The sequence below is a fragment of the Brachybacterium saurashtrense genome, from assembly GCF_003355475.1.
Lineage (GTDB): Bacteria > Actinomycetota > Actinomycetes > Actinomycetales > Dermabacteraceae > Brachybacterium > Brachybacterium saurashtrense.
The window spans coordinates 1,846,221-1,867,662 of sequence record NZ_CP031356.1; the positions used below are offsets into that span (position 1 = coordinate 1,846,221).

Annotated in this window: 21 protein-coding genes; 7 read left to right on the forward strand and 14 right to left on the reverse strand. The window is 73.9% G+C overall.

The window, feature by feature from the left end; all coding sequences use genetic code 11:
• Positions 1-69: 69 nt before the first annotated feature.
• Complete coding sequence (locus DWV08_RS08355) at positions 70-966, forward strand: DUF4352 domain-containing protein (RefSeq protein WP_115413368.1); 897 nt, start codon at positions 70-72, stop codon at positions 964-966.
• A gap of 74 nt (positions 967-1,040) precedes the next feature.
• The gene (locus DWV08_RS08360; RefSeq protein ID WP_115413369.1) at positions 1,041-1,430 is read left to right on the forward strand and encodes a DUF1844 domain-containing protein; all 390 of its coding nucleotides are present in this window, start codon (positions 1,041-1,043) and stop codon (positions 1,428-1,430) included.
• A gap of 30 nt (positions 1,431-1,460) precedes the next feature.
• Here DWV08_RS08360 and DWV08_RS08365 read toward each other — a convergent pair whose 3' ends face one another.
• The 7 genes from DWV08_RS08365 to DWV08_RS08395 form a co-directional block, all read right to left on the reverse strand.
• Positions 1,461-2,279 carry an SseB family protein gene (locus tag DWV08_RS08365; protein ID WP_115413370.1) on the reverse strand — a complete coding sequence of 273 codons (819 nt, stop codon included), beginning with the start codon at positions 2,277-2,279 and terminating at the stop codon, positions 1,461-1,463.
• Entirely contained in the window at positions 2,276-3,010 is a 735-nt protein-coding gene (gene priA, locus DWV08_RS08370) for a bifunctional 1-(5-phosphoribosyl)-5-((5-phosphoribosylamino)methylideneamino)imidazole-4-carboxamide isomerase/phosphoribosylanthranilate isomerase PriA (RefSeq protein ID WP_115413371.1), read from the reverse strand. Before priA ends, DWV08_RS08365 begins: the two co-directional genes overlap by 4 nt.
• A gap of 93 nt (positions 3,011-3,103) precedes the next feature.
• Positions 3,104-3,262 carry a hypothetical protein gene (locus tag DWV08_RS16890; protein ID WP_115413372.1) on the reverse strand — a complete coding sequence of 53 codons (159 nt, stop codon included), beginning with the start codon at positions 3,260-3,262 and terminating at the stop codon, positions 3,104-3,106.
• Positions 3,259-3,957, reverse strand: coding sequence for an imidazole glycerol phosphate synthase subunit HisH (gene hisH / locus DWV08_RS08380; protein ID WP_162801532.1), 699 nt, complete (start codon positions 3,955-3,957; stop codon positions 3,259-3,261). Before hisH ends, DWV08_RS16890 begins: the two co-directional genes overlap by 4 nt.
• Complete coding sequence (locus tag DWV08_RS08385; RefSeq protein WP_115413374.1) at positions 3,954-4,580, reverse strand: hypothetical protein; 627 nt, start codon at positions 4,578-4,580, stop codon at positions 3,954-3,956. The genes hisH and DWV08_RS08385 overlap by 4 nt, the downstream gene beginning before the upstream one ends.
• Positions 4,577-5,197 carry an imidazoleglycerol-phosphate dehydratase HisB gene (gene hisB / locus DWV08_RS08390; protein ID WP_115413375.1) on the reverse strand — a complete coding sequence of 207 codons (621 nt, stop codon included), beginning with the start codon at positions 5,195-5,197 and terminating at the stop codon, positions 4,577-4,579. Before hisB ends, DWV08_RS08385 begins: the two co-directional genes overlap by 4 nt.
• Complete coding sequence (locus DWV08_RS08395; protein ID WP_115413376.1) at positions 5,194-6,336, reverse strand: histidinol-phosphate transaminase; 1,143 nt, start codon at positions 6,334-6,336, stop codon at positions 5,194-5,196. The genes hisB and DWV08_RS08395 overlap by 4 nt, the downstream gene beginning before the upstream one ends.
• A gap of 120 nt (positions 6,337-6,456) precedes the next feature.
• On the opposite strand from DWV08_RS08395, the gene DWV08_RS08400 reads away from it, so the two are divergent.
• Positions 6,457-6,873, forward strand: coding sequence for a DUF3054 domain-containing protein (locus DWV08_RS08400; RefSeq protein ID WP_115413377.1), 417 nt, complete (start codon positions 6,457-6,459; stop codon positions 6,871-6,873).
• 215 nt (positions 6,874-7,088) lie between these two features.
• A complete protein-coding gene (locus DWV08_RS16730; protein ID WP_127097449.1) occupies positions 7,089-7,514 on the forward strand; it encodes a hypothetical protein in 426 nt (141 codons plus the stop codon).
• Positions 7,515-7,535: 21 nt separating this feature from the next.
• Here the strand turns inward: DWV08_RS16730 and DWV08_RS08405 are convergent, their stop codons facing one another.
• The 7 genes from DWV08_RS08405 to hisD all read right to left on the reverse strand — a co-directional run bounded on the left by DWV08_RS08405 (position 7,536) and on the right by hisD (position 16,786).
• Complete coding sequence (locus DWV08_RS08405; RefSeq protein WP_241237189.1) at positions 7,536-9,413, reverse strand: glycoside hydrolase family 3 protein; 1,878 nt, start codon at positions 9,411-9,413, stop codon at positions 7,536-7,538.
• A complete protein-coding gene (locus tag DWV08_RS08410) occupies positions 9,400-10,938 on the reverse strand; it encodes a glucoamylase family protein (RefSeq protein WP_115413378.1) in 1,539 nt (512 codons plus the stop codon). Before DWV08_RS08410 ends, DWV08_RS08405 begins: the two co-directional genes overlap by 14 nt.
• Before the next feature lie 55 nt (positions 10,939-10,993).
• Positions 10,994-11,812, reverse strand: coding sequence for a carbohydrate ABC transporter permease (locus DWV08_RS08415; protein ID WP_115413379.1), 819 nt, complete (start codon positions 11,810-11,812; stop codon positions 10,994-10,996).
• Positions 11,812-12,747: a carbohydrate ABC transporter permease gene (locus DWV08_RS08420; protein ID WP_115413380.1), complete on the reverse strand. Its 936-nt coding sequence runs from the start codon at positions 12,745-12,747 to the stop codon at positions 11,812-11,814. Before DWV08_RS08420 ends, DWV08_RS08415 begins: the two co-directional genes overlap by 1 nt.
• A gap of 1 nt (position 12,748) precedes the next feature.
• Entirely contained in the window at positions 12,749-14,041 is a 1,293-nt protein-coding gene (locus tag DWV08_RS08425; RefSeq protein WP_115413381.1) for a sugar ABC transporter substrate-binding protein, read from the reverse strand.
• Positions 14,038-15,120, reverse strand: coding sequence for a LacI family DNA-binding transcriptional regulator (locus tag DWV08_RS08430; protein ID WP_115413382.1), 1,083 nt, complete (start codon positions 15,118-15,120; stop codon positions 14,038-14,040). The genes DWV08_RS08425 and DWV08_RS08430 overlap by 4 nt, the downstream gene beginning before the upstream one ends.
• Positions 15,121-15,448: 328 nt before the next feature.
• A complete protein-coding gene (hisD, locus tag DWV08_RS08435; protein WP_115413383.1) occupies positions 15,449-16,786 on the reverse strand; it encodes a histidinol dehydrogenase in 1,338 nt (445 codons plus the stop codon).
• A gap of 209 nt (positions 16,787-16,995) precedes the next feature.
• Between hisD and zupT the strand changes: the two genes are divergently transcribed.
• The 3 genes from zupT (at position 16,996) to DWV08_RS08450 (ending at position 21,368) form a co-directional block, all read left to right on the forward strand.
• Entirely contained in the window at positions 16,996-17,823 is an 828-nt protein-coding gene (zupT, locus tag DWV08_RS08440) for a zinc transporter ZupT (protein ID WP_115413384.1), read from the forward strand.
• Positions 17,824-17,833: 10 nt separating this feature from the next.
• The gene (locus tag DWV08_RS16735; protein WP_162801533.1) at positions 17,834-18,997 is read left to right on the forward strand and encodes a hypothetical protein; all 1,164 of its coding nucleotides are present in this window, start codon (positions 17,834-17,836) and stop codon (positions 18,995-18,997) included.
• Between the two features lie 130 nt (positions 18,998-19,127).
• A complete protein-coding gene (locus tag DWV08_RS08450; RefSeq protein WP_115413385.1) occupies positions 19,128-21,368 on the forward strand; it encodes an NADP-dependent isocitrate dehydrogenase in 2,241 nt (746 codons plus the stop codon).
• Positions 21,369-21,442 lie beyond the last annotated feature (74 nt).

Consider the following 21,442-nt stretch of genomic DNA (forward strand, 5'->3'; position numbering starts at 1 on the left):
AGCACCGGAGCGCCCGCCGTCCAGGTGATGTGCGTCGCGCTCGAGAGCGAGCAGCAGCGAGGAGTTCGGGTGGCAGGCGACCGTCACACGCCCGCGGGGGACGGCCCCGACGGGACGCGCGCAGCGGGCGACCCCGCACCACCGACCCCGGCCCCCGACATCACCGGCGCGGCCCACGCCTACGCCTACGGCACCCCCGACGGCGAGACCGATCGCGCCGCCTCGACCCCGGCCCCGTCGTCCGGCCCCTCCCCGGCGGAGACCGTGCCGGACGCTGCGGACGCGGCCGACGCGCCGCAGCCGTCGTCGGGCCTCACCGCGCCGCGGGCGATGCTGCGCCCGGTCCCCGAGGGGTTCCCCACGCCTCCGCCCCGGCCGGCCCGCCCGAACCGTCGGCCGGCACCTCCCGCCGCGGAGCCCCCCGCGCGGCGCCGCGGCCCGCTCGTCGTCGCGCTCACCGCGGCGGGGGCGCTGGCGCTGGCCGCGGTGATCGGCGGCGGGGTCCTCACCCTCCGCGCCCTCGACGACGCGGCGGAGCCCGCCGCGCCCGTCGCCACCGGCTCCCAGGACGGCACGGCCACGGGCCCCGGCGCCGTGGAGATCGGCGAGGTGACGGTCACCGAGGTGAGCACCGTGGTGGGGGTGCGCTCCGTGGGCAGCGGCGGCCTCGCCCTCGAGCCGGAGGGCGAGTTCGTGATCGTCGCCTTCACGGTGGAGAACCGCAGCGCGGACACCCTCCAGATCCCCCAGGGCATGGCCCTGGTGACCGCCGACGGCACCCACGGGGCGGACAGCGCCGCCACCAACGCCTACAGCGCCCAGAGCGTCCCGCGGGATCTGCTGGCCTCGGGCGAGTCCGGCAGCTTCCACGCCGTCTTCGACGTGCCCCTCGGCGCCGAGGTGACCGGGCTCGAGATCGATCTGGAGTCCCTCGGCGAGAGCGGCACCCTGCCCCTGGCGCCCTGACCGGCCCTCGCTCCGCCCGCGGAGCACACAGTCCCCGCGCACCGGCCCCGGCGCGCGCCCCTCGAAGGAGAACCATGACCGATCACCAGCACGATCCGCACCACGCCCACGACGCGCAGACGGCCGAGGAGGCCGCCGCCCAGCAGCTGCGGGACATCGCCGAGGTCTCCTCGGTGGAGATCATCACCTCCGCCTGCGTGCACCTGATGAGCGCGGCGGCGGTGAAGGTGGGGCTCGCGGAGGACGAGGAGACCGGGCAGTACCAGGACCTCGCCGAGGCGCGGAAGCTGATCACCGCGCTGGCGGGGCTGGTCACCGCCGCCGCGCCGGAGATCGGGAACGAGCACGCGCGGTCGCTGCGCGACGGCCTGCGCTCGCTGCAGCTGGCGTTCGCCGAGGCGCTGCCGTTCCCGGACGCCCCGGGCGAGGCCCCGGGCGAGAAGTACACCGGCCGCGTCTCCTGAGCGACGGCTCCTGCGCCGCCGCGGAGCGGCTCAGGAGCCGAGCACGAGCTTCAGCGAGCTGATCCGCTCGGCCACGAGCTGCTCGGCGCCGAGCCGGGTGGAGACCTCCTCCACCAGCGCCCGCACCTGGGGCGCGGTGAGGCCGGGGCGCAGCCGCAGGTGGAGGTCCACCTCGGCCCGCTCCCCCGCGCGGGCTTCGAGCGCGAGCACCTCGCCGGGGGCCTGCGCCGCCACCCTGTCCAGGGTCGCGGCCACCTCCGGGTCCTCGTGCGGCGGGATCCATTCACGGCCCTGGGCGAGCGCCCACAGCACCGAGCGGGGCAGCAGCACCGGCCCGCCCTCCTCCGCCGGGGCGGCGGGGTCGAGCAGCAGCGCGGTGCAGCCCTCCTGCACGGCGGCCTGCGCCGCCTGCGGGGCGATCACCGGCACCGGGCGCGCCGTCTGCTGCCAGGCGCTGAGCGCCGCGACGGAGGTGAACAGCGGCAGCACCGAGGTGCCGTCCGGGGCGGTGATCGACACCATCGCCATGTCCGCGCCGTTGTCGCCGGTGAGCCCGTGCGCGGTGGTGCCCGTCTCCGTGGCCACGGCCATGATCGGCACCAGTACCCGCGCGGTGGTCAGCGCCGCGACCAGTCGGCGCCGGTGGGGGTCCTCCCCCGCGTGGTGCGCCGCCAGGGCGGCGGCGACCTCGGCCGGGGCGGTGCCGTCGTCCCCCGGGAAGGGGCTCACGGTGTAGTCGCGCCCCTCCCAGGTCACGCCGGCGGTGTCGGTGAGCGGGGACTTCTCGCGGAAGTGGGCGGGCAGGGCCCGGTGGGCCCCGCTCGCCGGATCGTCCTGCGGGGAGGTCATGGACGTCCCGCGACGTCGAGCGCCTCGCCCATCGTGAAGGCGCGGGCGTACAGGGCCTTGCCCACGATCGCGCCCTCGACGCCGACGGGCACCAGCTCGCGCAGGGCGCGCAGGTCCTCGAGCGAGGAGATGCCGCCGGAGGCGACCACCTTCGCGTCGGTGCGGGAGCACACCTCGCGCAGCAGCTCCAGGTTGGGGCCGCGCAGGGTGCCGTCCTTGGTGACGTCGGTGACCACGTAGCGCTGGCAGCCGGCGTCGTCCAGCCGCTCGAGGGTCTCCCACAGGTCGCCGCCCTCACGGGTCCAGCCGCGGGCGGCGAGGGTGGTGCCGCGCACGTCCAGGCCCACGGCGATGCGGTCGCCGTGCTCGGCGAGCACCTCGGCGGTCCACTCCGGGTTCTCCAGCGCCGCGGTGCCCAGGTTCACGCGCCGGCAGCCGGTGGCGAGCGCCGAGGCGAGCGAGACGTCGTCGCGGATACCGCCGGAGAGCTCCACGTTCATGTCCACGGCGGCGACCACCTCGGACAGCAGCGAGGAGTTGGAGCCGCGGCCGAAGGCGGCATCGAGATCCACCAGGTGCAGCCAGCTCGCGCCGCCCTCCTGGAAGGTGAGCGCGGCCTCGAGCGGCGCGCCGTAGGCGGTCTCGGAGCCGGCCTCGCCCTGGACGAGGCGGACGGCCTGGCCGCCCTGCACGTCGACGGCGGGCAGCAGCTCGAGCACGGGTGCGGTCATTCGGGGTGCCTCCTGGAAGCGGTGGTGCGGGCGGGTGCCCGACGGGGGTGACTTGGGGTGCCGCGCCCTGCGGGGCGGGCGGCGGGTGGGCGCTCAGCCCGTCTGCAGGCGCCAGATCGAGATGCCGAAGCAGGCCAGGCCCAGCAGCAGCAGGCCCAGGGAGGACCACCACGGCTTCCTGGCGCGGAAGAACGACCACGAGCCGCCGATCAGCATCCCGCCCACGAACAGCATCAGCCAGGCCACGATCACGGGGCGTCCTCCTGGGCGTACCGCGGCAGGGTGCGCAGCCAGTTGGTCAGCAGCGCCGCACCGGCCGCGCCGGACTTCTCGGGGTGGAACTGGGTGGCGCACAGGGCGCCGTTCTCGACCGCGGCGATGAACCGGTCGCCGCCGTGCTCGGCCCAGGTCACCAGCGGCGGCGTCATCGGGCCGATGGCCTCCATCTCCCAGCGCCGCGCGGCGTAGGAGTGGACGAAGTAGAACCGCTCGGCGTCGACGCCGTCGAAGAGGGCCGAGCCCTCCGGGACCTCGACGGTGTTCCATCCCATGTGGGGGACGATCTCCGCCTGCAGGCGGGTCACGGCGCCCGGCCACTGGGCGAGACCGTCGGTCCGCTCGCCGTGCTCGTCGCCGGTGTCGAACATGACCTGCAGGCCCACGCAGATCCCCAGCACCGGGCGGCCGCCGGCGAGGCGGCGCTCCACCAGCCGGTCCCCGCCCACGGCGCGGATCTGGGCGGCGGTGGCGGCGAAGGCGCCCACCCCCGGGACCACCAGGCCGTCGGCGGCCAGGGCCTTCTCGCGGTCCGCGGTCAGCTCCACCTCGGCGCCGGCGGCCTCGAGGGCGCGCACCACCGAGCGCACGTTGCCGGAGCCGTGGTCGAGGACCACCACGCGCGGCGCGCGCTGCGCGGCGTCCGCCCCCGGGGCCGATCCCGCCGTCACTTCCGCTTCTTCCCGGAGGCGATCCACTCCAGCGCCTCCGCCCGGGTGAGCGCGGAGGGGTCCAGGCCCTCACCCAGCTCGGCGAGATCGGTGGCGCCCAGCAGCAGCTCCTCGACGACGTCGTCCACCGCGCCCAGGACGATCGCGGGCGAGATGTCCTCGCCGCGCTCGCCGTTCTTGTAGCGGGTGGCGGTCATGCGGTCGCCGCGGCGCCAGAACAGCACGATGCCGTTGCGCTGCAGGGCCGCGGAGGTGATCGCCGCGAGGTCATGTGCGGCCGTCTCGGCGTGCGGGCCCACGGCGATCGCGCCGGTGCCGGTGTCGAGGGTGCGGGTGCCGGTGGGGATGTCGATGCCGTCGGTGCGGGCCTCGCGCCCCAGGCGGATCACGCCGGCGAGCGCCTTCGCGGTCACCACGGAGGTGGCGACCACGGCGACGGCCGGCTCCTGCTCCTCGCCGGCGTCCTCGGTGAGCACGTCCTCCACGGTGAGCGGGGCGTCGTCGAGGGTGAGCCCCTCGGTGAGGCGCGCGAACTCCGCGTCGATGTCATCGGCGGGACGGCCGGTGCCGTCAGGGTCTCCGGGCCCGTCCTGGCGGGGCTCCTCGGGGTCGACGGTGCTCACAGTGCTCCCTTGGTCGAGGGGACGTCGAGGACGCGGTCATCGTAGGCGCAGGCGGCGCGGAGCGCACGGGCGAGCGCCTTGAACTGCGCTTCGACCACGTGGTGCGGGTCGCGGCCCGCGAGCAGGCGGATGTGGAGGCAGATCGCGGCGTGGTGGGCGATCGACTCGAACACGTGCCGGGTGAGCGAGCCGGTGAAGTGCCCGCCGATCAGGTGCAGCGCCTGCGCCTCGCTCTCCCCGGTGTGGACGCAGTAGGGCCGGCCGGAGAGGTCCACGACGGCCTGGGCGAGGGACTCGTCCAGCGGGACCATCGCGTCGCCGAAGCGGGCGATGCCCTTCTTGTCCCCGAGCGCCTGGCGCAGGGCCTGACCCAGCACGATGGCGGTGTCCTCGACGGTGTGGTGGGCGTCGATGTCGATGTCCCCCGTCGCCTTCACGGTGAGGTCGAAGCGGGCGTGGGTGCCGAGGGCCGTGAGCATGTGGTCGAAGAACGGCACGGTGGTGGAGATGTCCACCTGGCCGGTGCCGTCCACGTCGAGCGTGACCTCGACGGAGGACTCCCGGGTGGTGCGGGAGAGGGTGGCGGTGCGCGGCGGACGCGCGGGAGCGGTGGTCATCGGGGGTCTGCCTCCTCGAGGGCGGTGCGGAATGCGGCGTTGTCCTCCGGGGTGCCGACGCTGACGCGCAGCCAGCCGGCGGGCCCCACGGCGCGGATCAGCACCCCGCGCTCCAGGAGGGCCTGGAACACGTCGTCGCGATCGGCGAAGGCACGGAAGAGGACGAAGTTGGCGTCGGACGGCGCGACCTCGTGGCCGCGCCCGGCGAGATGGGCGGCGAGCGCGTCGCGCTCGGAGCGCAGCAGCGCCACGCGCCCCAGCAGCTCCTCGCGGTGGGCGAGGGCGGTGCGGGCCACGGCCTGCGTGACGGCGGAGAGGTGATAGGGCAGGCGCACCACGCGCACGGCGTCGACGATCGCGGGGTCCGCGACGAGATAGCCGAGCCGCGCGCCGGCGAGCGCGAAGGCCTTGGACATGGTGCGGGTGACGACGAGGTTCGGGTGCACGTCCAGCAGGCTGAGCGCGCTGGGCACCCCGTCGCGGCGGAACTCGCCGTAGGCCTCGTCGACCACCAGCATCCCGCGCGTCGGGGCGAGGGCGCGCGCGGCCGCCTCGACCACGTCGAGCCCCAGCGCGGTGCCGGTGGGGTTGTTCGGCGAGGTGAGCACCACGATCGCCGGGGTGTGCTCGGCGATCGCGGCGGTGACCATCTCGGCGGTGAGCGCGAAGTCGGGGCCGGGGCCGCGCTCGGCGGTGACCCAGGCGGTGTAGGTGTCGCGTGCGTACTCGGGGTACATGGAGTAGTGCGGGGTGAAGCCGAGCGCGGTGCGGCCGGGCCCGCCGTAGGCGAGCAGCAGCTGGTGCATGATCTCGTTCGAGCCGTTCGCCGCCCACACGGCCTCCGCCGCCGGGGCGGGCACGGAGGACTCCTCGGCGAGGAACTGGCCGAGCTCGCGGCGCAGGTCCAGCGCCTCGCGGTCCGGGTAACGGTGCAGCCCGGTCGCGGCCTCGGAGGCCGCACTCCCGATCGCGGCGGCGAGCTCCGGCGAGGGGCCGAAGGGGTTCTCGTTCACGTTCAGCGCATGCGCGACCTCGAGCTGGGGGGCGCCGTAGGGGGCCTCCCCCACGATGCCGTCCCGGGGGACGGGCAGCGCGGAGGGCTCGGGGGCCGAGGGGGTGTTCGCGGGCATGGCCTCCATGCTAGTTCGCCTGGCCGGGCCGCGATCGCGCCGTCCACCCCGCGGGGCACATGTCACCGGGTCGTGCGGATCACCCCGGGCCTCGACGGGACGTCCAGGGGCGCCGTCTACTGTGGAGGGATGTTCCGCTCCCTCGGTGCCCTGGTGGGCGATCTGCTGGTCGTGCTGCTCTTCGTCGCGATCGGCTTCCTCCAGCACGGCACGCCGCTGACCTCGATGAACCTGTTCCTGGTGGGGTGGCCGTTCGCCGTCGGCACCCTGCTGGGCCATCTCGCGATCCGCGCCTGGCGCGCCCCGTTCCGGCTCTGGCCGCACGGGGTGTTCGTGTGGGCGATCACGCTGGCGACCGGGATGGCGGTGCGCACCCTGTTCGGGGCGGGGACCGAGGTCTCCTTCGTGATCGTCACCGCGATCGTGACCGCCGTGGGCATGCTCGGCTGGCGGGCCGTGGCGCTGTTCTTCACCCGCGGCGAGCGCACGACGGCACGGATCGAGGTCGCCACCGAGCCCCCACGAGGAGACGACACTGCCCGCTGACCCTGCTCGGACAGCACCCCTCCGCGATTCGCGCGCCCTATGAGGTGATAGTGATGACCGGCTCAGGAAACATCAGGACGGCGACCATCCGGTGAGGGGAGTCTGAAGTGTGCACGCGCTGCGCAGCCGTCCACGGGGAGTACCTCGTCGACACGGGCGACCCGATAGTCAACGCGACGATGCCTCAAGAGCAGGTCGACGTCGAAGGATCAGGAATGATCCACTTCAGGGTCAAGGCCCCTGGACCCGATCCTTCCACCACCCTCGTCACCTCCCTGGGCACCGCACTATGGTGGATCGAGCCGGAGATCGACACCGATCACCGTCTCGTGTTGCTCACCCTGCTCAGCCCCTCGTGGTACCTGGGCCGAGGTCATGTGCGGACCCGCTTGGAACGCCTCGATGCCTCCGGACCGGACGCCGCCCACGGCCCAGGCGAACGGTGGAGGGTGCACATCGACCCCTCATCCGTCGAAGGTCCCCCGGCGCGTCCCAAGGTCGGGGTGGATGACCTCCCTCCACGCAGAGGCAGATCCCGAAACGGTGAGGTCGAGGTCGACCTCGAGTACGGCGACGATGGCCGAGCACTCGGGTTCGATCTGAAGATCGCACCTCCCTCCGGCCATCACACCCACCTGTGATCGCGCCGCCCAGATCCCCGCTCAGTCACAAGGCCGCGCCTCGAGTTCGAGCCCGTGCCCGTAGGGGTAGAGCGGATCCTCGGTCCCGCCGGGCACGTCCTCGGGGGCGCTGCGCACCGCCGCCATCGAGCGCGGCAGGTCCAGCGGGAGCCGGCCCTGGGCGGGGATCCGCCCGGTGAGCGCATCGGTCCAGGCCGTGCCGGAGACCCCGAAGGTGCCGGTGAGGGCGTCGACGACAGGCGCGATGTCGGTGAGCACCGCGGCGCGGTCCAGATCCACGTCCAGCACCAGCGGGCACGCCGCCCGGATCCGCGCGAGCCGGTGCGCGAGCCCGGGCGGGTAGGCGAGATCGCCCTGGCGGAACCAGGCCTCGAGGAAGAGGTCGTCGCGCGGCTGGAAGGGGGCGCCGATCCGCACCAGCGCGAGGTCCGCGTCCTCGGGACGCGCCACTTGCTCGCCGAGCGCGGCGACGACCTCCTCGGACAGCCCCTCGGCGTAGATCCGCCGGGGACGGCCCTCGCCCGTCGGCCGCAGCGGGATCAGGCCGCCGTCGTCGTGGAGCACCACGACGCTGCGGGCCTGCGCCTCGTGGCCGCGCCGGCGGTCCTCGTCCGTGCCGACGCTCGCGGCGGCCGCGGACTCGTCCACGTAGGGGTCGTCGAACAGTCCCAGCCGGAACTTCACCTGCAGCAGGCGCCGCGCGGAGTCGGTGATCCGCTCCTCGCTCACCACGCCCTCGCGCACGAGGTCCAGGAGCAGGTCCGTGCATTCCTCGCCGCCGAACTGGTCCGCGCCGGCCTCGAGGATCCGCGCCATCCGCTGGGAGGGGGTGAGCTCCTCGACGCCCCAGGCCCGGGCGGGCAGCACCTGCTCGCCCACGTGGTTGTCGTTGACCAGCTCCCAGTCGCTGAGGATCACGCCGTCGTAGCCGAGCTCGCCGCGCAGCAGCCCGGTGAGCATCTGGCGGTTGAAGCCGAAGCCCACCGCCTCGATCTCCTCGCCGTCGCGCTCGAGGCCGACGGGCCTGCCGTAGTACGGCATGATCGCGTCGGTCCCCGCCTCGATCGCGGCGCGGAAGGGCAGCAGGTGCTCCTCGAAGCGACCGCCGGGGTAGACCTGGTCGCGCCCGTAGGGGAAGTGCGCGTCCTCCCCGTCCTTCTGCGGCCCCGCGCCGGGGAAGTGCTTGACGGTGGACTGCACCGACGGCTCGCCCTCCCCTCCGGCGAGACCGTCGAGCGCGGCGACGACGAGCCGCGCCGTGAGCTCCGGATCCTGGGAGAAGCACTCGCGCTGACGGGCCCAGCGCGGCTCGGTGGCGAGATCCGCGACGGGGTGGAGCCCGGCCCGGATCCCGACGGCCGTGTACTCGCGGCGCACCGTGTCCGCCCAGTCGCGCACGAGCTCCGGATCGCGCAGGGCGCCGAGGCCGAGCGGCTCGGGCCACAGGGAGAAGAACGAGGTGGCCCAGGCGGTGCCGGCGTTCTGCGCGCCGCCGTGCCGGGGATCGGTGGAGACCGTCACCGGGATGCCGTGCGGGGTGGTCTCGGCGAGCTCCTGGAGGCGGTTGTGCCAGCGGGCGGCGGCCTCGGCGCTCTCGAGGCCGTGCACATTGAAGTGCGTCATCAGCTTCTCGGCGACCACCGTGGTGGTCGGGGACTTCGAGATCGCGCCGGGGGTCTCCAGCAGCGCGCCGTCCTCCCCGGTCTCGATGACCGTGTGGAAGAGCAGCCCCGCCTTCTCCGCGAGGGAGAGCCGCGAAAGGAGGTCCTCGGTCCGCTCCGCGGGGGACAGACGCGGATCCTCGTAGGGGTCCATCACGCCGTTGCCGTTGAGGTCCCGGTAGCGGGTGCCGTCCTCGGCGAGGTCGAGCCGGGGCAGGGAGCGATCAGCCGTGGGCACCGAACACCTCCTGCGCGATGACGGGACGCAGCGCGGCGGCGACCTCGTCGGTGGCGAACCAGTCGTGCATCCGGCCCTCCAGCAGCACGTTCCCGAGCGCCCCCATGATCATCGACTGATCCAGGGAGAGGTGGCGCTCGGCCCGCACGCCGGTGCCGACGGCGACCGCGTCGTGGAAGCCGCCGGGCCCGTAGGCGCCGAGCTCCGTCTCGATGCGGCGCAGGTTCTCGGTGGCCTCCGCGGGCTCGTACTGCAGCGCGAGGGCGGCGGCGTGCGGGGTGACCACCCCGTCCAGGCCCTGCGGGTAGGGCTCCCCGGGCACCCAGTCGGTGCCGGCCGCGTCGGAGAAGTAGCCGACGGGGTTCAGCCCCAGGGCGTCCACCCCGTACTCGCGGTAGCCGGCGTGCGGGTCCGAGCTCGGGGAGAAGCCCCAGTAGCCGTACCCGGCCTCGTCCAGCCCGTGCTCCCGCTGGGCGCGCACGTGCAGCGGATGGTTCACACCCCAGCTGCGCGGGCCCCACTCCGCCTCGGGCACGAACAGGTCCGGCATCAGCTCCTCGAACATGGAGCCGCCCCAGCCGGGGACGATCTGCATGCCGCGGTAGGTGTGGGCGCCCTCGAACACGCGCACGCCCTCGTACTCGGCCCACTCCCCCACCGGCGGCATCTCCGGCCAGGTCCACTCCGGCGGGAAGGTGCGGAAGGTGGTGAAGTACGCACCGGCCGGGATCTGCCCCGTCATGATGCCCAGGTAGGTGACCATCCGAGCCTCGGAGACGGCGGTGTCGTAGTGGTGGCCCGAGTGGTACCAGACCTGCGCGCCGGGGATGTCGTGGTAGAGGTCGCGCAGCTCGGCGTCCTCTCGGCTCGGGTCCTCGACCCAGAACCCGCCGACGGTCTGCCCGGGCTGGGCGTCCACGTCCACGTCGAAGAACACGTCCCAGCGCATCGCGTCGAACAGCTGGCGGGCACGGCGCCGGTTCGAGGGATCGGCCTGGGCGACCAGATGCAGGGCCGCGCCCAGCCAGCCCATGTCCACGCTGGAGACGAAGGGGACCACGGGCGCGCCGGTGCCGGGCCAGGCGCGCACCACGGAGCCGTCGGTCTCGTCGTACCAGTTGTAGAACATTCCCGAGGGCTCGTGGTGCTCGAGGGTCTCGAGCGTCTCGAGCGTGCGGGCGATCCGCCGACGGGCATGCCCGGGGGTGAGCAGGCCCAGCTCGCGCGCGATCAGCGCGGACCACAGCGAGCCGCCGATGTTGGTGGGCGAGGTGTGGTGGGAGTACCCGGAGAGATCCGCCGGGATGTTGTCCGCGATCAGCCCGGTGCCGGGCACGGTCATCGCGTCCAGGCTGCGCCAGGTGTCGGCGGCCCAGCGGCGCAGCAGGGCCTCGTCGCCGCCCGAGGGGACCGGGGCGGCGGGCCCTCCCCCGCCCGGGGCCGCGGCGGCGGAGCCCGCGCCGGCCAGGGCGCCGGCGCCCAGCAGAGGGACGGTGAACAGGGTGCGTCGGGGAACGGTGTGCATGATGCCTCCTCGAGGCGTGGGTGGGGTGCGCCCACGGGGTGTGGGCGCCGGGCGATCACTTGATGCCGGTGGCGGAGATGCCCTGGATGAAGTACCGCTGGAAGAACAGGAAGACCACCAGGATCGGGAGCACGATCACGGTCGCGCCCGCGAGCAGCAGCCCGTAATCGGTCTGGTTCTGGCCGGTGGAGATGAGGGCCAGCGCGACCGGCAGGGTGTACGTCGACTCGCTCGAGGAGACCACCAGTGGCCACAGGAAGTTGTTCCAGGAGCCGAGGAAGGTGAGGATCCCGAGGGTCGCGAAGGCGGGGCCCGCCAGCGGCAGGTAGATGCGGAAGAAGATCGCGATCTCGCCCACGCCGTCGATCCGCCCGGCCTCCAGCAGCTCCCGCGGCAGGCCCAGGAAGAACTGGCGCATGAGGAACACGCTGAAGGGCTGGACCAGGAACGGCAGGATCAGCGCTGGCAGGGTGTCGGCCAGGCCCAGGTTCACGATCAGCACGTACTGCGGGATGAACGTGACCAGGCCCGGGATCATCAGGCATCCCAGCACCAGCACGAACAGCAGCTTCTTGAAGGGGAAGCGCAGGTGCGCCAGTGCGTAGCCGAACATCGAGCTGAACAGCAGGTTCCCGGCGGTGACGGCCACGGCCACCAGCGCCGAGTTGCCGAAGAAGCGGGCGAAGGGCCGCTCGAACAGGCGGCGGAAGTTGTCCCAGGTGGGCTCCTCGGGCAGCCACGTGGGCGGCACCCGCAGCAGCTCGCCCTGGGTCTTCAGGCTCCCCAGCAGCATCCACGCGAAGGGCGTGATCACCAGCAGCAGGAACACGGTGAGGACGATGTAGGTGAGGACGGGGCGGCGCTGTTCGATCATCACTTCTCCCTCATCAGGCGGAACTGCACGAGGGTGACGATGCCGATCACCACGAAGGTCAGGTACGCCATCGCCCCGGCCACGCCGTAGTTGCCGAAGCCGAACTGGTTGTAGGTGTACATGGAGGCGGAGATGGTGGCGTTCAGCGGCCCGCCGCCGGTCATCACGAAGGGCTCCTCGAAGAACTGCAGGTAGCCGATCGACGTGGTGACCAGAACGAACAGCATCGTCGGCCGGATGGAGGGCAGGGTGATGCTCACGAACCGGCGCCAGCGGCCGGCGCCGTCGAGCGCCGCGGCCTCGTGCAGCCCCGGGTCCACGGCCTGGAGCCCGGCCAGGAAGATCACCATCGAGGTGCCGAAGTTGCGCCACACGGCCATGATCACCAGGGACAGCAGAGCGGTGCGCTCGTCCCCGAGCCAGTGCGGACCGTCCACGCCCACCCAGGAGAGCACGGTGTTGACCAGGCCGTTCTCCGGCTGGAGCAGGAAGCGCCACACCACCGCGACCGCGACGATCGAGGTGATCACCGGGGTGTAGAAGCCCACCCGGAACACGGCCCGCAGCCGGCCCACCCCGCGGTTCAGCGCCACCGCCGCGGCGAGGCCGGCGGTGATCGTCAGCGGCACGCCCAGCAGCACGAACATGCCGGTGTTCAGCGCGGCGCGGCGGAACACGGGATCGGCGAAGGCCGTGCGGTAGTTCTCCAGGCCCACAAAGTCCACGGCGAACGGCGTGCGGATGTCGGTGATGCGCATGTCCGTGAACGACATGATCATCGACTGCAGCACCGGCCAGGCGGTGAACACCAGGAACAGGACCACGAAGGGCAGCGCGAGCAGGAGGCCCGCCCGGGCCTCCGCGGCGCCGCGGCGGGAGCGGCGGGGGCGTGCGGTCCCCGCGCTCCGGCCGGCGTCGGTGGTGAGCGTGCTCATCTCAGGCCCCGGTGCCGATGCCCTGGGCCTCGGACTGGATGGTCGCGAGGGCGTCCGCCGGGGCGAGGTCGTTCTTGCAGACCTCCTCGATCTGGGCGTCGAACTTCGCGGCGACCTGCTCCCAGGTGGCGACCGTGGGCGGGGCCTGCGCGGTGTCGAGCTGGGTGCGGAACACCTCGAACTTCTCGTTCGCGGAGACGGTCTCGTCCTCCCAGCTGCTCTGGAGGGCGGGCAGGTCGGTGGAGATCCCGAACCACTCCACCTGCACCTCGGGGGTGGAGAGGTGCTGCACGAGCTTCCAGGCCGCGTCCCGGTTCTCGCTGCCCTGGAACACGCCGAGGTTGGCGCCGCCCAGGAAGCTGGAGCTGGTCTCCTTCTGGGGCATCACGAACACCCCGTACTTGTCGGCGAAGTCCTCGCCGCCCACGGACTCGACGGCGCTCATCATCCACGGTCCGGAGATGAACATCGGCACCCGGCCGGAGACGAAGTCCTGCTCGGTGGTGCCGTCGGCCGGCGCCGGGTCCGAGACGCCGTCGGTGAAGTACGACTGGTAGTAGGCCAGCGCCTCCTCGTTCTGCGAGGACTCGAAGGTGAACTCGGCACCGGAGTCGTCGACGACCCCGCCGCCGTTGGACCAGATCAGCGGCATCACGGTCTGCCAGGAGCCGGTGCCGCCGGGCTGCAGGGAGAGCCCCCAGTCGGCGTCGGCCTGCTCCTGGTAGGCCCGGGCCAGGGCCAGCAGACCCTCCCAGTCGCTGGGCGGCTCGGTGATGCCGGCCTGCTCGGCGAGGTCGGTGCGGTAGAAGACCACGCGGGTCTCCACGTACCACGGCACGCCGTAGACGGTGCCGTCCACCGTGACGGAGTCGAGGGCGCCGGCGAAGTAGTCGTCGGTGGCGATCTCCTCGGGGGTGGGCTCGAGCGCTCCCAGCCCCACGAACTCGGCCATCCAGGTGGAGCCCACCTGGGCGACGTCCGGCGCGGTGCCGGCAGCGATCGCGGAGGTGAACTTGTCGTGCGCGCTGTCCCAGGGCACGGGGGTGACCTCGACGGAGACGTCCGGGTTCGCCTCCTCGAAGCCCTTGATCAGCTCGGGCAGCTTCTCGCCCTCGGCGCCCATCGCCCAGACGGTGAGGGAGCCGGTGGCCTCCCCCTCGGCAATCGGGGCGGCGGGCTCGGCGGCGCCGCTGCCGCCCTCCTCGGAGCGGCCGCAGGCGGCGAGCAGGCCGAGGGCGGCGGCGGCGCCGAGGCCGGTGACGGTACGGCGGGTGGGTCGCGGGGTGGTGCTCATGAGATCTCCTCTGTGGTGGTGACGGTGCCGGCGGGGAGCACGGCGGGCGGTCGGGGGGTGGGGGCCGGGCAGCCGCAGGAGCTGCGCAGCACGAGGGACGAGTCGACGACGACGGGTTCCTGCACGGGGGCGCCGTCGATGCGGGCGGCGAGCCGACGGGCGGCCAGGCCGCCCAGGGCGGCCACGTCGTGACGCACGGTGGTAAGGCTCGGGGTGAGGTAGCGGGCGGTGAGGGTGTCGTCCCAGCCGGTGACGGCGAGGTCCTCCCCCACGCGCACGCCGGCGGCGCTCAGGCGAGCGACGAGCGGGATCGCGAGCTCGTCATTGCCGCAGACGAGGGCGTCGAGCCCGGCGAGCCCGCGACCGGCCAGCAGCCTGTCGGCCACGGCGTGACCGGCCTCCTCGACGGGCTCGGCCTCGAGGTGGGCCGCCGGGGCGAGGCCCGCCTCCTGCAGCGCCTCGAGATGACCGCGGTGGCGCAGGCCCAGATCGGCGTCGTCCTCCGCGATGCCCACGAAGCCGATGCGCCGGCGGCCGTGGGCGATCAGGTGCGCGGTGAGCTCGCGGGCGGTGCGCAGGTTCTGCGCGAAGAACGCATCGGCGCCTGCCAGACGGCGGCGGGCGACGGTGACGGTGGGGCGCACGGCGGCGACCCGGGCCACGGCCGCGTCGTCCACGCCGCTGCGCGCCATGAAGGCGACGCCGTCCACGCGCCCCAGGAGGTCGCGCACGGACTCGGCGCGGGTGTCGGCGGGCGAGACGAGGTGGAGCACCACAGACAGGCCCAGCCGGGAGGCGGCGAGTTCGAAGCCCACCAGCAGCTGGGCGTAGTACGGGCCGTCGATGTGCGGCAGCACCACGCCGAGGGCCCGGCTGCGCCGCACGGCGAGGGCGCGGGCGGCGGCGGCCGGGACGTAGCGCAGCTCCTGGGCGGCGGCCAGCACGGCCTCGCGGGTGCGGGGGGCCACGCTGCCGCTGCCGGCGAAGGTGCGGCTCACGGTGGCGATGGAGACGCCGGCGCGCTCGGCCACCTGGTAGATCGTGGCGCCGGAGGGCGCGGCGGGTTGCGGGGGTGCCACGGTCGGTCCTCCTCGTCCTCGAGCAGCGGTGGGGGTCCGGTCCCGGGCGGCATCGTCCGGGTGGGACCAGCGCCAGATGGAAGCGCTTACAGTTCGTGCGTCACACTGTAAGCGCTTCCAGTCCGGGATGGCAAGCCCTCCCCCCGAGGTCGGCTCGCTCGGGACGGCGGAGGGGGTGGTCGGCCGGCGCGCCGACCTGCTCAGAGGGTCTGACGCGCAGACGTGCTCAGAGGGTCGGACGCGCCGGCGTGCTCAGCACGTCGGACGCCCCCGGGCGTTCAGCAGGCTGGACACCCCTGGGGTTCAGCGCGTCGGAGGCACGGGACGCTCAGCGGCGGAAGCGCACGTCGATCGCGTCCCCGTGGGAGGGCAGGCCCTCGGCATGGGCGAGCGCGGTGGCCGCGTCGCGCGCACCGGCGAGGGCGTCGCGGTCGTACTGCACCACGTGGATGCCGCGCAGGAAGGTCTGCACGCCCAGCCCGCCGGTGAAGCGCGAGGTGCCCCCGGTGGGCAGCACGTGGTTCGAGCCCGCGGCGTAGTCGCCGAGGCTCACCGGGCTGTGCGGGCCCACGAACACCGCCCCCGCATTGGTGACCCGGGCCGCGACCTCGGCGGCGTGCTCGGTGTGGATCTCCAGGTGCTCCGCGCCGTAGGCGTCCACCACCGCGAGGCCCTGCGCGAGGTCCGCCACCAGCACGGCGCCGCTCTGCTCCCCGCGCAGCGAGGTCGCGATGCGCTCGTGGTGCGCGGCCGCGGGCACCTGGGCGGCCAGCTCCGCCTCGACGGCCTCGACGAGGGCGGGCGAGTCGGTGACCAGCACGCTCGCCGCCAGCGGATCGTGCTCGGCCTGGGAGATGAGGTCTGCGGCGACGAAGGCGGGATCCGCCGTGTGATCGGCGAGGATCGCGATCTCGGTGGGGCCCGCCTCGGCATCGATGCCCACCCGCCCGCGCACCAGGCGCTTGGCGGCGGCGACGTACACGTTGCCGGGCCCGGTGACCAGGTCCACGCCGGCCAGGGCCGTCCCGTCCCCGAGATCCTCGGCGCCGTGGGCGAGCAGGGCGATCGCCTGGGCACCGCCGGCGGCGAGCACCTCGGTGACCCCCAGCAGCGCGCAGGCGGCGAGGATCGTGGGGTGCGGCAGGCCGCCGAACTCCTTCTGGGGCGGGGAGGCCAGCACGATCTGCTCCACCCCGGCGGTCTGGGCGGGCACCACGTTCATCACCACGGAGCTGGGCAGCACGGCCCGCCCTCCGGGCACGTACAGGCCCACCCGTCGCACGGGCACCCAGCGCTGGGTCACGGTGCCCCCGGGCACCACCTGCACCGTCTCGTCGCGCCGCACCTGGGCGGCGTCGACCCTCCGCACCCGCGCGATCGACTCCTCGAGCGCGGCGCGGATCGCCGGATCGAGCTCGGCGAGCGCCCGGTCGAGCGCCTCCTGCGGCACGCGCAGATGCTCGGGCCGGATGCCGTCGAAGCGCTCGGAGGCCTCGAGCACGGCCTCGGCGCCGCGGGCGGCGACGGCCTCCACCACGGGCCGGACGGCGTCGGCGGCGGCGTCCACGTCCAGCGCGGCGCGCGGCAGCGCCGCCGTGAGCTCGGCGACGGTGAGGGTGCGGGCGCGCAGGTCGGTCGTGGCCAGGAACGGGGCAGGGGCGGACATGCCCCCAGTCTAGGAGCGCCGCGGGTCCCGGGCACTCCGCGACCGACGGGCGGGAGCGGCGCGGGCGGGAGGCGCGGGCGTCGGTCCGAGGCGCAGGCGTCGGCGGCAGGCGCGGCACAGGATCGCGGGGCCGGACCGGACGGCGAGGCGGGCACGCCGCGCCCTCTCGGTCTGCGTCGTGGCGCGCACGGCGGGCTAGGGTCGTCCCCGTGCTTCTCGCCTTCCTTCTCACGCTCGTCGCCGGCGGCGCCACCAGCATCGGCGCCGCGCTCGGCGTGCTCGGCCGCGGCACCAGCCCGAAGGCGCTGGCGGGCGGGCTGGGGCTCTCCGCCGGTGTGATGCTGTACGTCTCCTTCGTGGAGCTGCTGCCCGAAGGGGTGCGGGTGCTCTCCGGCGGCACCGCCGATGCCCGAGGGACCGCCCTGGGGGTGCTCGCGTTCTTCGTGGGCATCGCGGTGATCGCCGTCATCGATCGGCTGGTGCCCGAAGCGGTGAGCCCGCACGAGTTGGCCGGCCGCATGGAGGGCAGCCACGGCCATGCCGAGCTGCGCGATCCCGAGGAGCAGGCGGCCGACAGGATGCTGCGCGCCCGCCTGCTGCGCACCGGCGCGGTCACCGCGATCGCGCTCGCCGTGCACAACGTCCCCGAGGGCTTCGCGACCTTCGTCGCCGCCCTGCAGGCCCCCGAGGTGGCGCTGCCCGTGGTCGCGGCGATCGCGCTGCACAACATCCCGGAGGGCCTCGCCGTGGCGGTGCCGGTGCGGCGCGCCACCGGCTCGCGCGCGAAGGCGTTCTGGCTCGCCACCATGACGGGACTGGCCGAACCGGTGGGCGCCGTGATCGGATTCCTGCTCCTGGCCCCCCTGCTCAGCGGGGACGCGATGGGGGCGATCCTCGCCGGCGTCGCCGGGGTGATGGTGTTCGTCTCCCTCGACGAGCTGCTGCCCGCGGCGGAGGAGACCGGCGAGCACCACACCGTGATCTACTCCCTGATCGCCGGGATGGCCGTCATGGCCGCCACCCTGCTGGTGCTGTGAGGCCGGCGCCGTGAGACACGCCCCGCTCCGCCGCGCGACGGCCACGGCCGCCGCGGCGCTGCTCGCCCTCACGCTCGGCGCCTGCGACGCCCTCGCACCGGGCGCCGAGGACGGCACCGCCGCCCCCACCCCTGCCGCCCCCATGGATCCCGGCGCCGTCGCCGGGGCCCGGACCGAGACGGTGGATCCCACCTGGCTGTGCCGTCCCGGGCAGGAGGACCCGCCCGCGCACACCACCGACGGCGGGACCCTCACGCCGCAGGAGGTGAGCGCCTCCGGCACGGATCTCTCCGTCTCCGGGCCGTTCCGCCTCGCGCCCGGCCACCGCTACCGCGGCTTCGCGCCCCAGGGGATCCTGCTGCCGGCCGACCCCTCCCACCGCGGCGCGCCCGCACCGGGCTTCGACGGCGAGATGGGGGTGGACGGCGCGCCGGTGCCGCCGATGGTGGTGCGCGAACGGGTGGAGGTGGCCGGGGACGGCGCCGCGCCCTCCGCCGCGACCGCACACCTGGCGGTGGGCACCTGCGATGACGCCCCGCTGCCCGAGGGCCAGTACCTGCTGCGCCTCGGCGGGGGCCGGCTCGACGGTCCCGGCGGGGAGCAGTCCGGATGGGGCGCGAGCGAGGACGTGCTGGTGGACGTGGTGGACGGCACGCTGCGCGCCGTGCCCGGCGTGGTCAGCGCCCCGTCGGGCGAGGTGCCCGCCGACCTCTCGGCCCTCGCCTGCGGCGCCGTCCCCGCTCCCCGGGGCGACGGGGACGGCCTCGAGGTGGCCGTCTCCGCCGCCGAGCACCGCGTCCCCTCCCGCGCCGGGGAGGACGGGGTGGGTGCGGGGGTCACCGCCGAGGTGAGCGTCACCGGCGGGGAGCGCGGCACCCGCGCCCTGCTCACCGGCGTGGTGGTGGTGCTGCCGGAGTCCGGCGCGGTCATGGCCGGGGCGCGCAACGCCGCCGGGATCCCGCTGCAGTGGCTGGGCGAGGACGGCGCCCGGATCCCGGACCGCGCCTGGACCACGCAGGGCGCCTGCGGCGGCGGGGGCCTCGACCCGGGCATGTATCAGGCGCTCGGCGTCGCGGTGACGCTCGACGCCGCGGGCGAGACCCACCTGCTGCTCACCGACCCGTGGGACGTCGAGGTCGTGGAGGGCGAGGCCGCCGCGGAGCAGGGCGGCTGAGCAGGACGCGGGAGGCGCTTCTCACGTACCGTGGGGACGTCCGGATCGATGGAGCGGGCGTGGCGCCCGCCGTCGATTAGTCTTGACGTCAAGACACTTGCCGCACCGACCCGAGGGAGCCCCGCGACACATGGCGCGCATCATCTACACCCACACCGACGAGGCACCGATGCTGGCGACCGCCTCGTTCCTGCCGATCCTCGACGCCTTCTCCGACACCGCCGGGATCGAGGTCACCACCCGGGACATCTCGCTGGCGGGCCGCATCGTCGCGGCCTTCTCCGATCTCCTCCCCGAGGAGCAGCGCGAGGCGGACGCCCTCGCCGAGCTGGGCGAGCTGGCGAAGACCCCCGAGGCCAACATCATCAAGCTCCCCAACATCTCCGCCTCGGTGCCGCAGCTGAAGGCCGCCATCGCCGAGCTGCAGAGCCAGGGCATCGCCCTGCCGGACTACCCCGAATCCCCGGAGACCGACCAGGAGAAGGACGTCCGGGCCCGCTACGACTCCGTCAAGGGCTCGGCCGTGAACCCGGTGCTGCGTGAGGGCAACTCCGACCGCCGCGCCCCCGCCGCCGTGAAGAACTTCGCCAAGAAGCACCCGCACCGCATGGGCGAGTGGAGCGCGGACTCGAAGACCTCCGTGGCCACCATGGGCGCGGACGACTTCCGCTCCAACGAGCAGTCCGTGGTGATGGACGCCGAGGGCACCCTCTCGATCGTGCACGTCGCCGCCGACGGCGCCGAGACCGTGCTGAAGCCCTCGATCCCGGTGCTCGCCGGCGAGGTCGTCGACTCCACCGTGATGCGGGCGGCGGCGCTGGAGAGCTTCCTGCGCGACCAGATCGCGGCGGCGAAGGAGCAGGGCGTGCTGTTCTCCCTGCACCTGAAGGCCACGATGATGAAGGTCTCGGACCCGATCCTCTTCGGCCACGCGGTGCGCGCCTTCTTCCCCACCCTGTTCACCCAGTACGGGGACGTGCTCGCCGAGGCGGGGCTCTCCCCCAACAACGGCCTGGGCGGCATCCTCGCCGGGATCGACGCGCTGGACGAGACGGTGCGCGAGGGCGTGCGCGCCGCGATCGAGCAGGATCTCGCCGACGGCCCCGACCTCGCGATGGTGAACTCCCACAAGGGCATTACGAACCTCCACGTCCCCTCCGACGTGATCATCGACGCCTCCATGCCGGCGATGATCCGCACCGCCGGGCACATGTGGAACAAGGACGACGCCGAGCAGGACACCCTCGCGGTGATCCCGGACTCCTCCTACGCCGGCGTCTACGCCGCGACCATCGAGGACTGCCAGACCCACGGCGCCTTCGACCCCACCACCATGGGCACGGTCCCGAACGTGGGCCTGATGGCGCAGAAGGCCGAGGAGTACGGCTCGCACGACAAGACCTTCGAGATCGCGGCCGACGGCCGGGTCGAGGTGCGCGACGCCTTCGGCGCCGTGCTGATGAGCCACGAGGTGGCCGCCGGGGACGTGTTCCGCGCCTGCCAGGCCAAGGACGCCCCGATCCGTGACTGGGTGCAGCTGGCCGTGCGCCGCTCGCGCGAATCCGGGATGCCGGCGGTGTTCTGGCTGGACGAGTCCCGCGCCCACGACCGCAACCTCATCGCGAAGGTCGAGCAGTACCTGGCGGACCCGATCGATGGGAAGAGCACGGAGGACCTCGACATCCGGATCCTCTCCCCGATCGAGGCGACGAAGCACACCCTCGCCCGCGTGCGCGCCGGCGAGGACACCATCTCCGTCACCGGCAACGTGCTGCGCGACTACCTCACCGACCTGTTCCCGATCATGGAGCTGGGCACCAGCGCCAAGATGCTCTCGGTGGTGCCGCTGATGAACGGCGGCGGCCTGTTCGAGACGGGCGCGGGCGGCTCCGCCCCGAAGCACGTCCAGCAGCTCATCGAGGAGGACTACCTGCGCTGGGACTCCCTCGGCGAGTTCCTGGCGCTGGCCGAGTCGCTGCGCCACCTGGCGCGCACCGCGGACAACGCCCGCGCCGCCGTGCTCGCCGACGCGCTGGACCGCGCCACCGAGACCCTGCTCAACGAGGGGAAGTCCCCGCAGCGCAAGCTGGGCTCGATCGACAACCGCGGCAGCCACTTCTACCTCGCGATGTACTGGGCGCAGGAGCTCGCCGCGCAGAGCGAGGACGCGGAGCTGGCCACCGCCTTCGGCCCCATCGCGAAGGAGCTCACGGACGGCGAGCAGACCATCGCCGAGGAGCTGCTCGCCGTACAGGGCAAGCCGGCCGACATCGGCGGCTACTACCGCCCCGATACGGCCAAGGCCGCCGCGGTGATGCGCCCCTCGGCGACCTTCAACCGCATCCTCGAGGAGATCTCCGCGGCGCTGTGACCCGCTGAGCTCTGCTCGACGCCGGCCCGATCGCTCCTGCGCGGTCGGGCCGGCGTCCCGCGTCCGCCACCGCC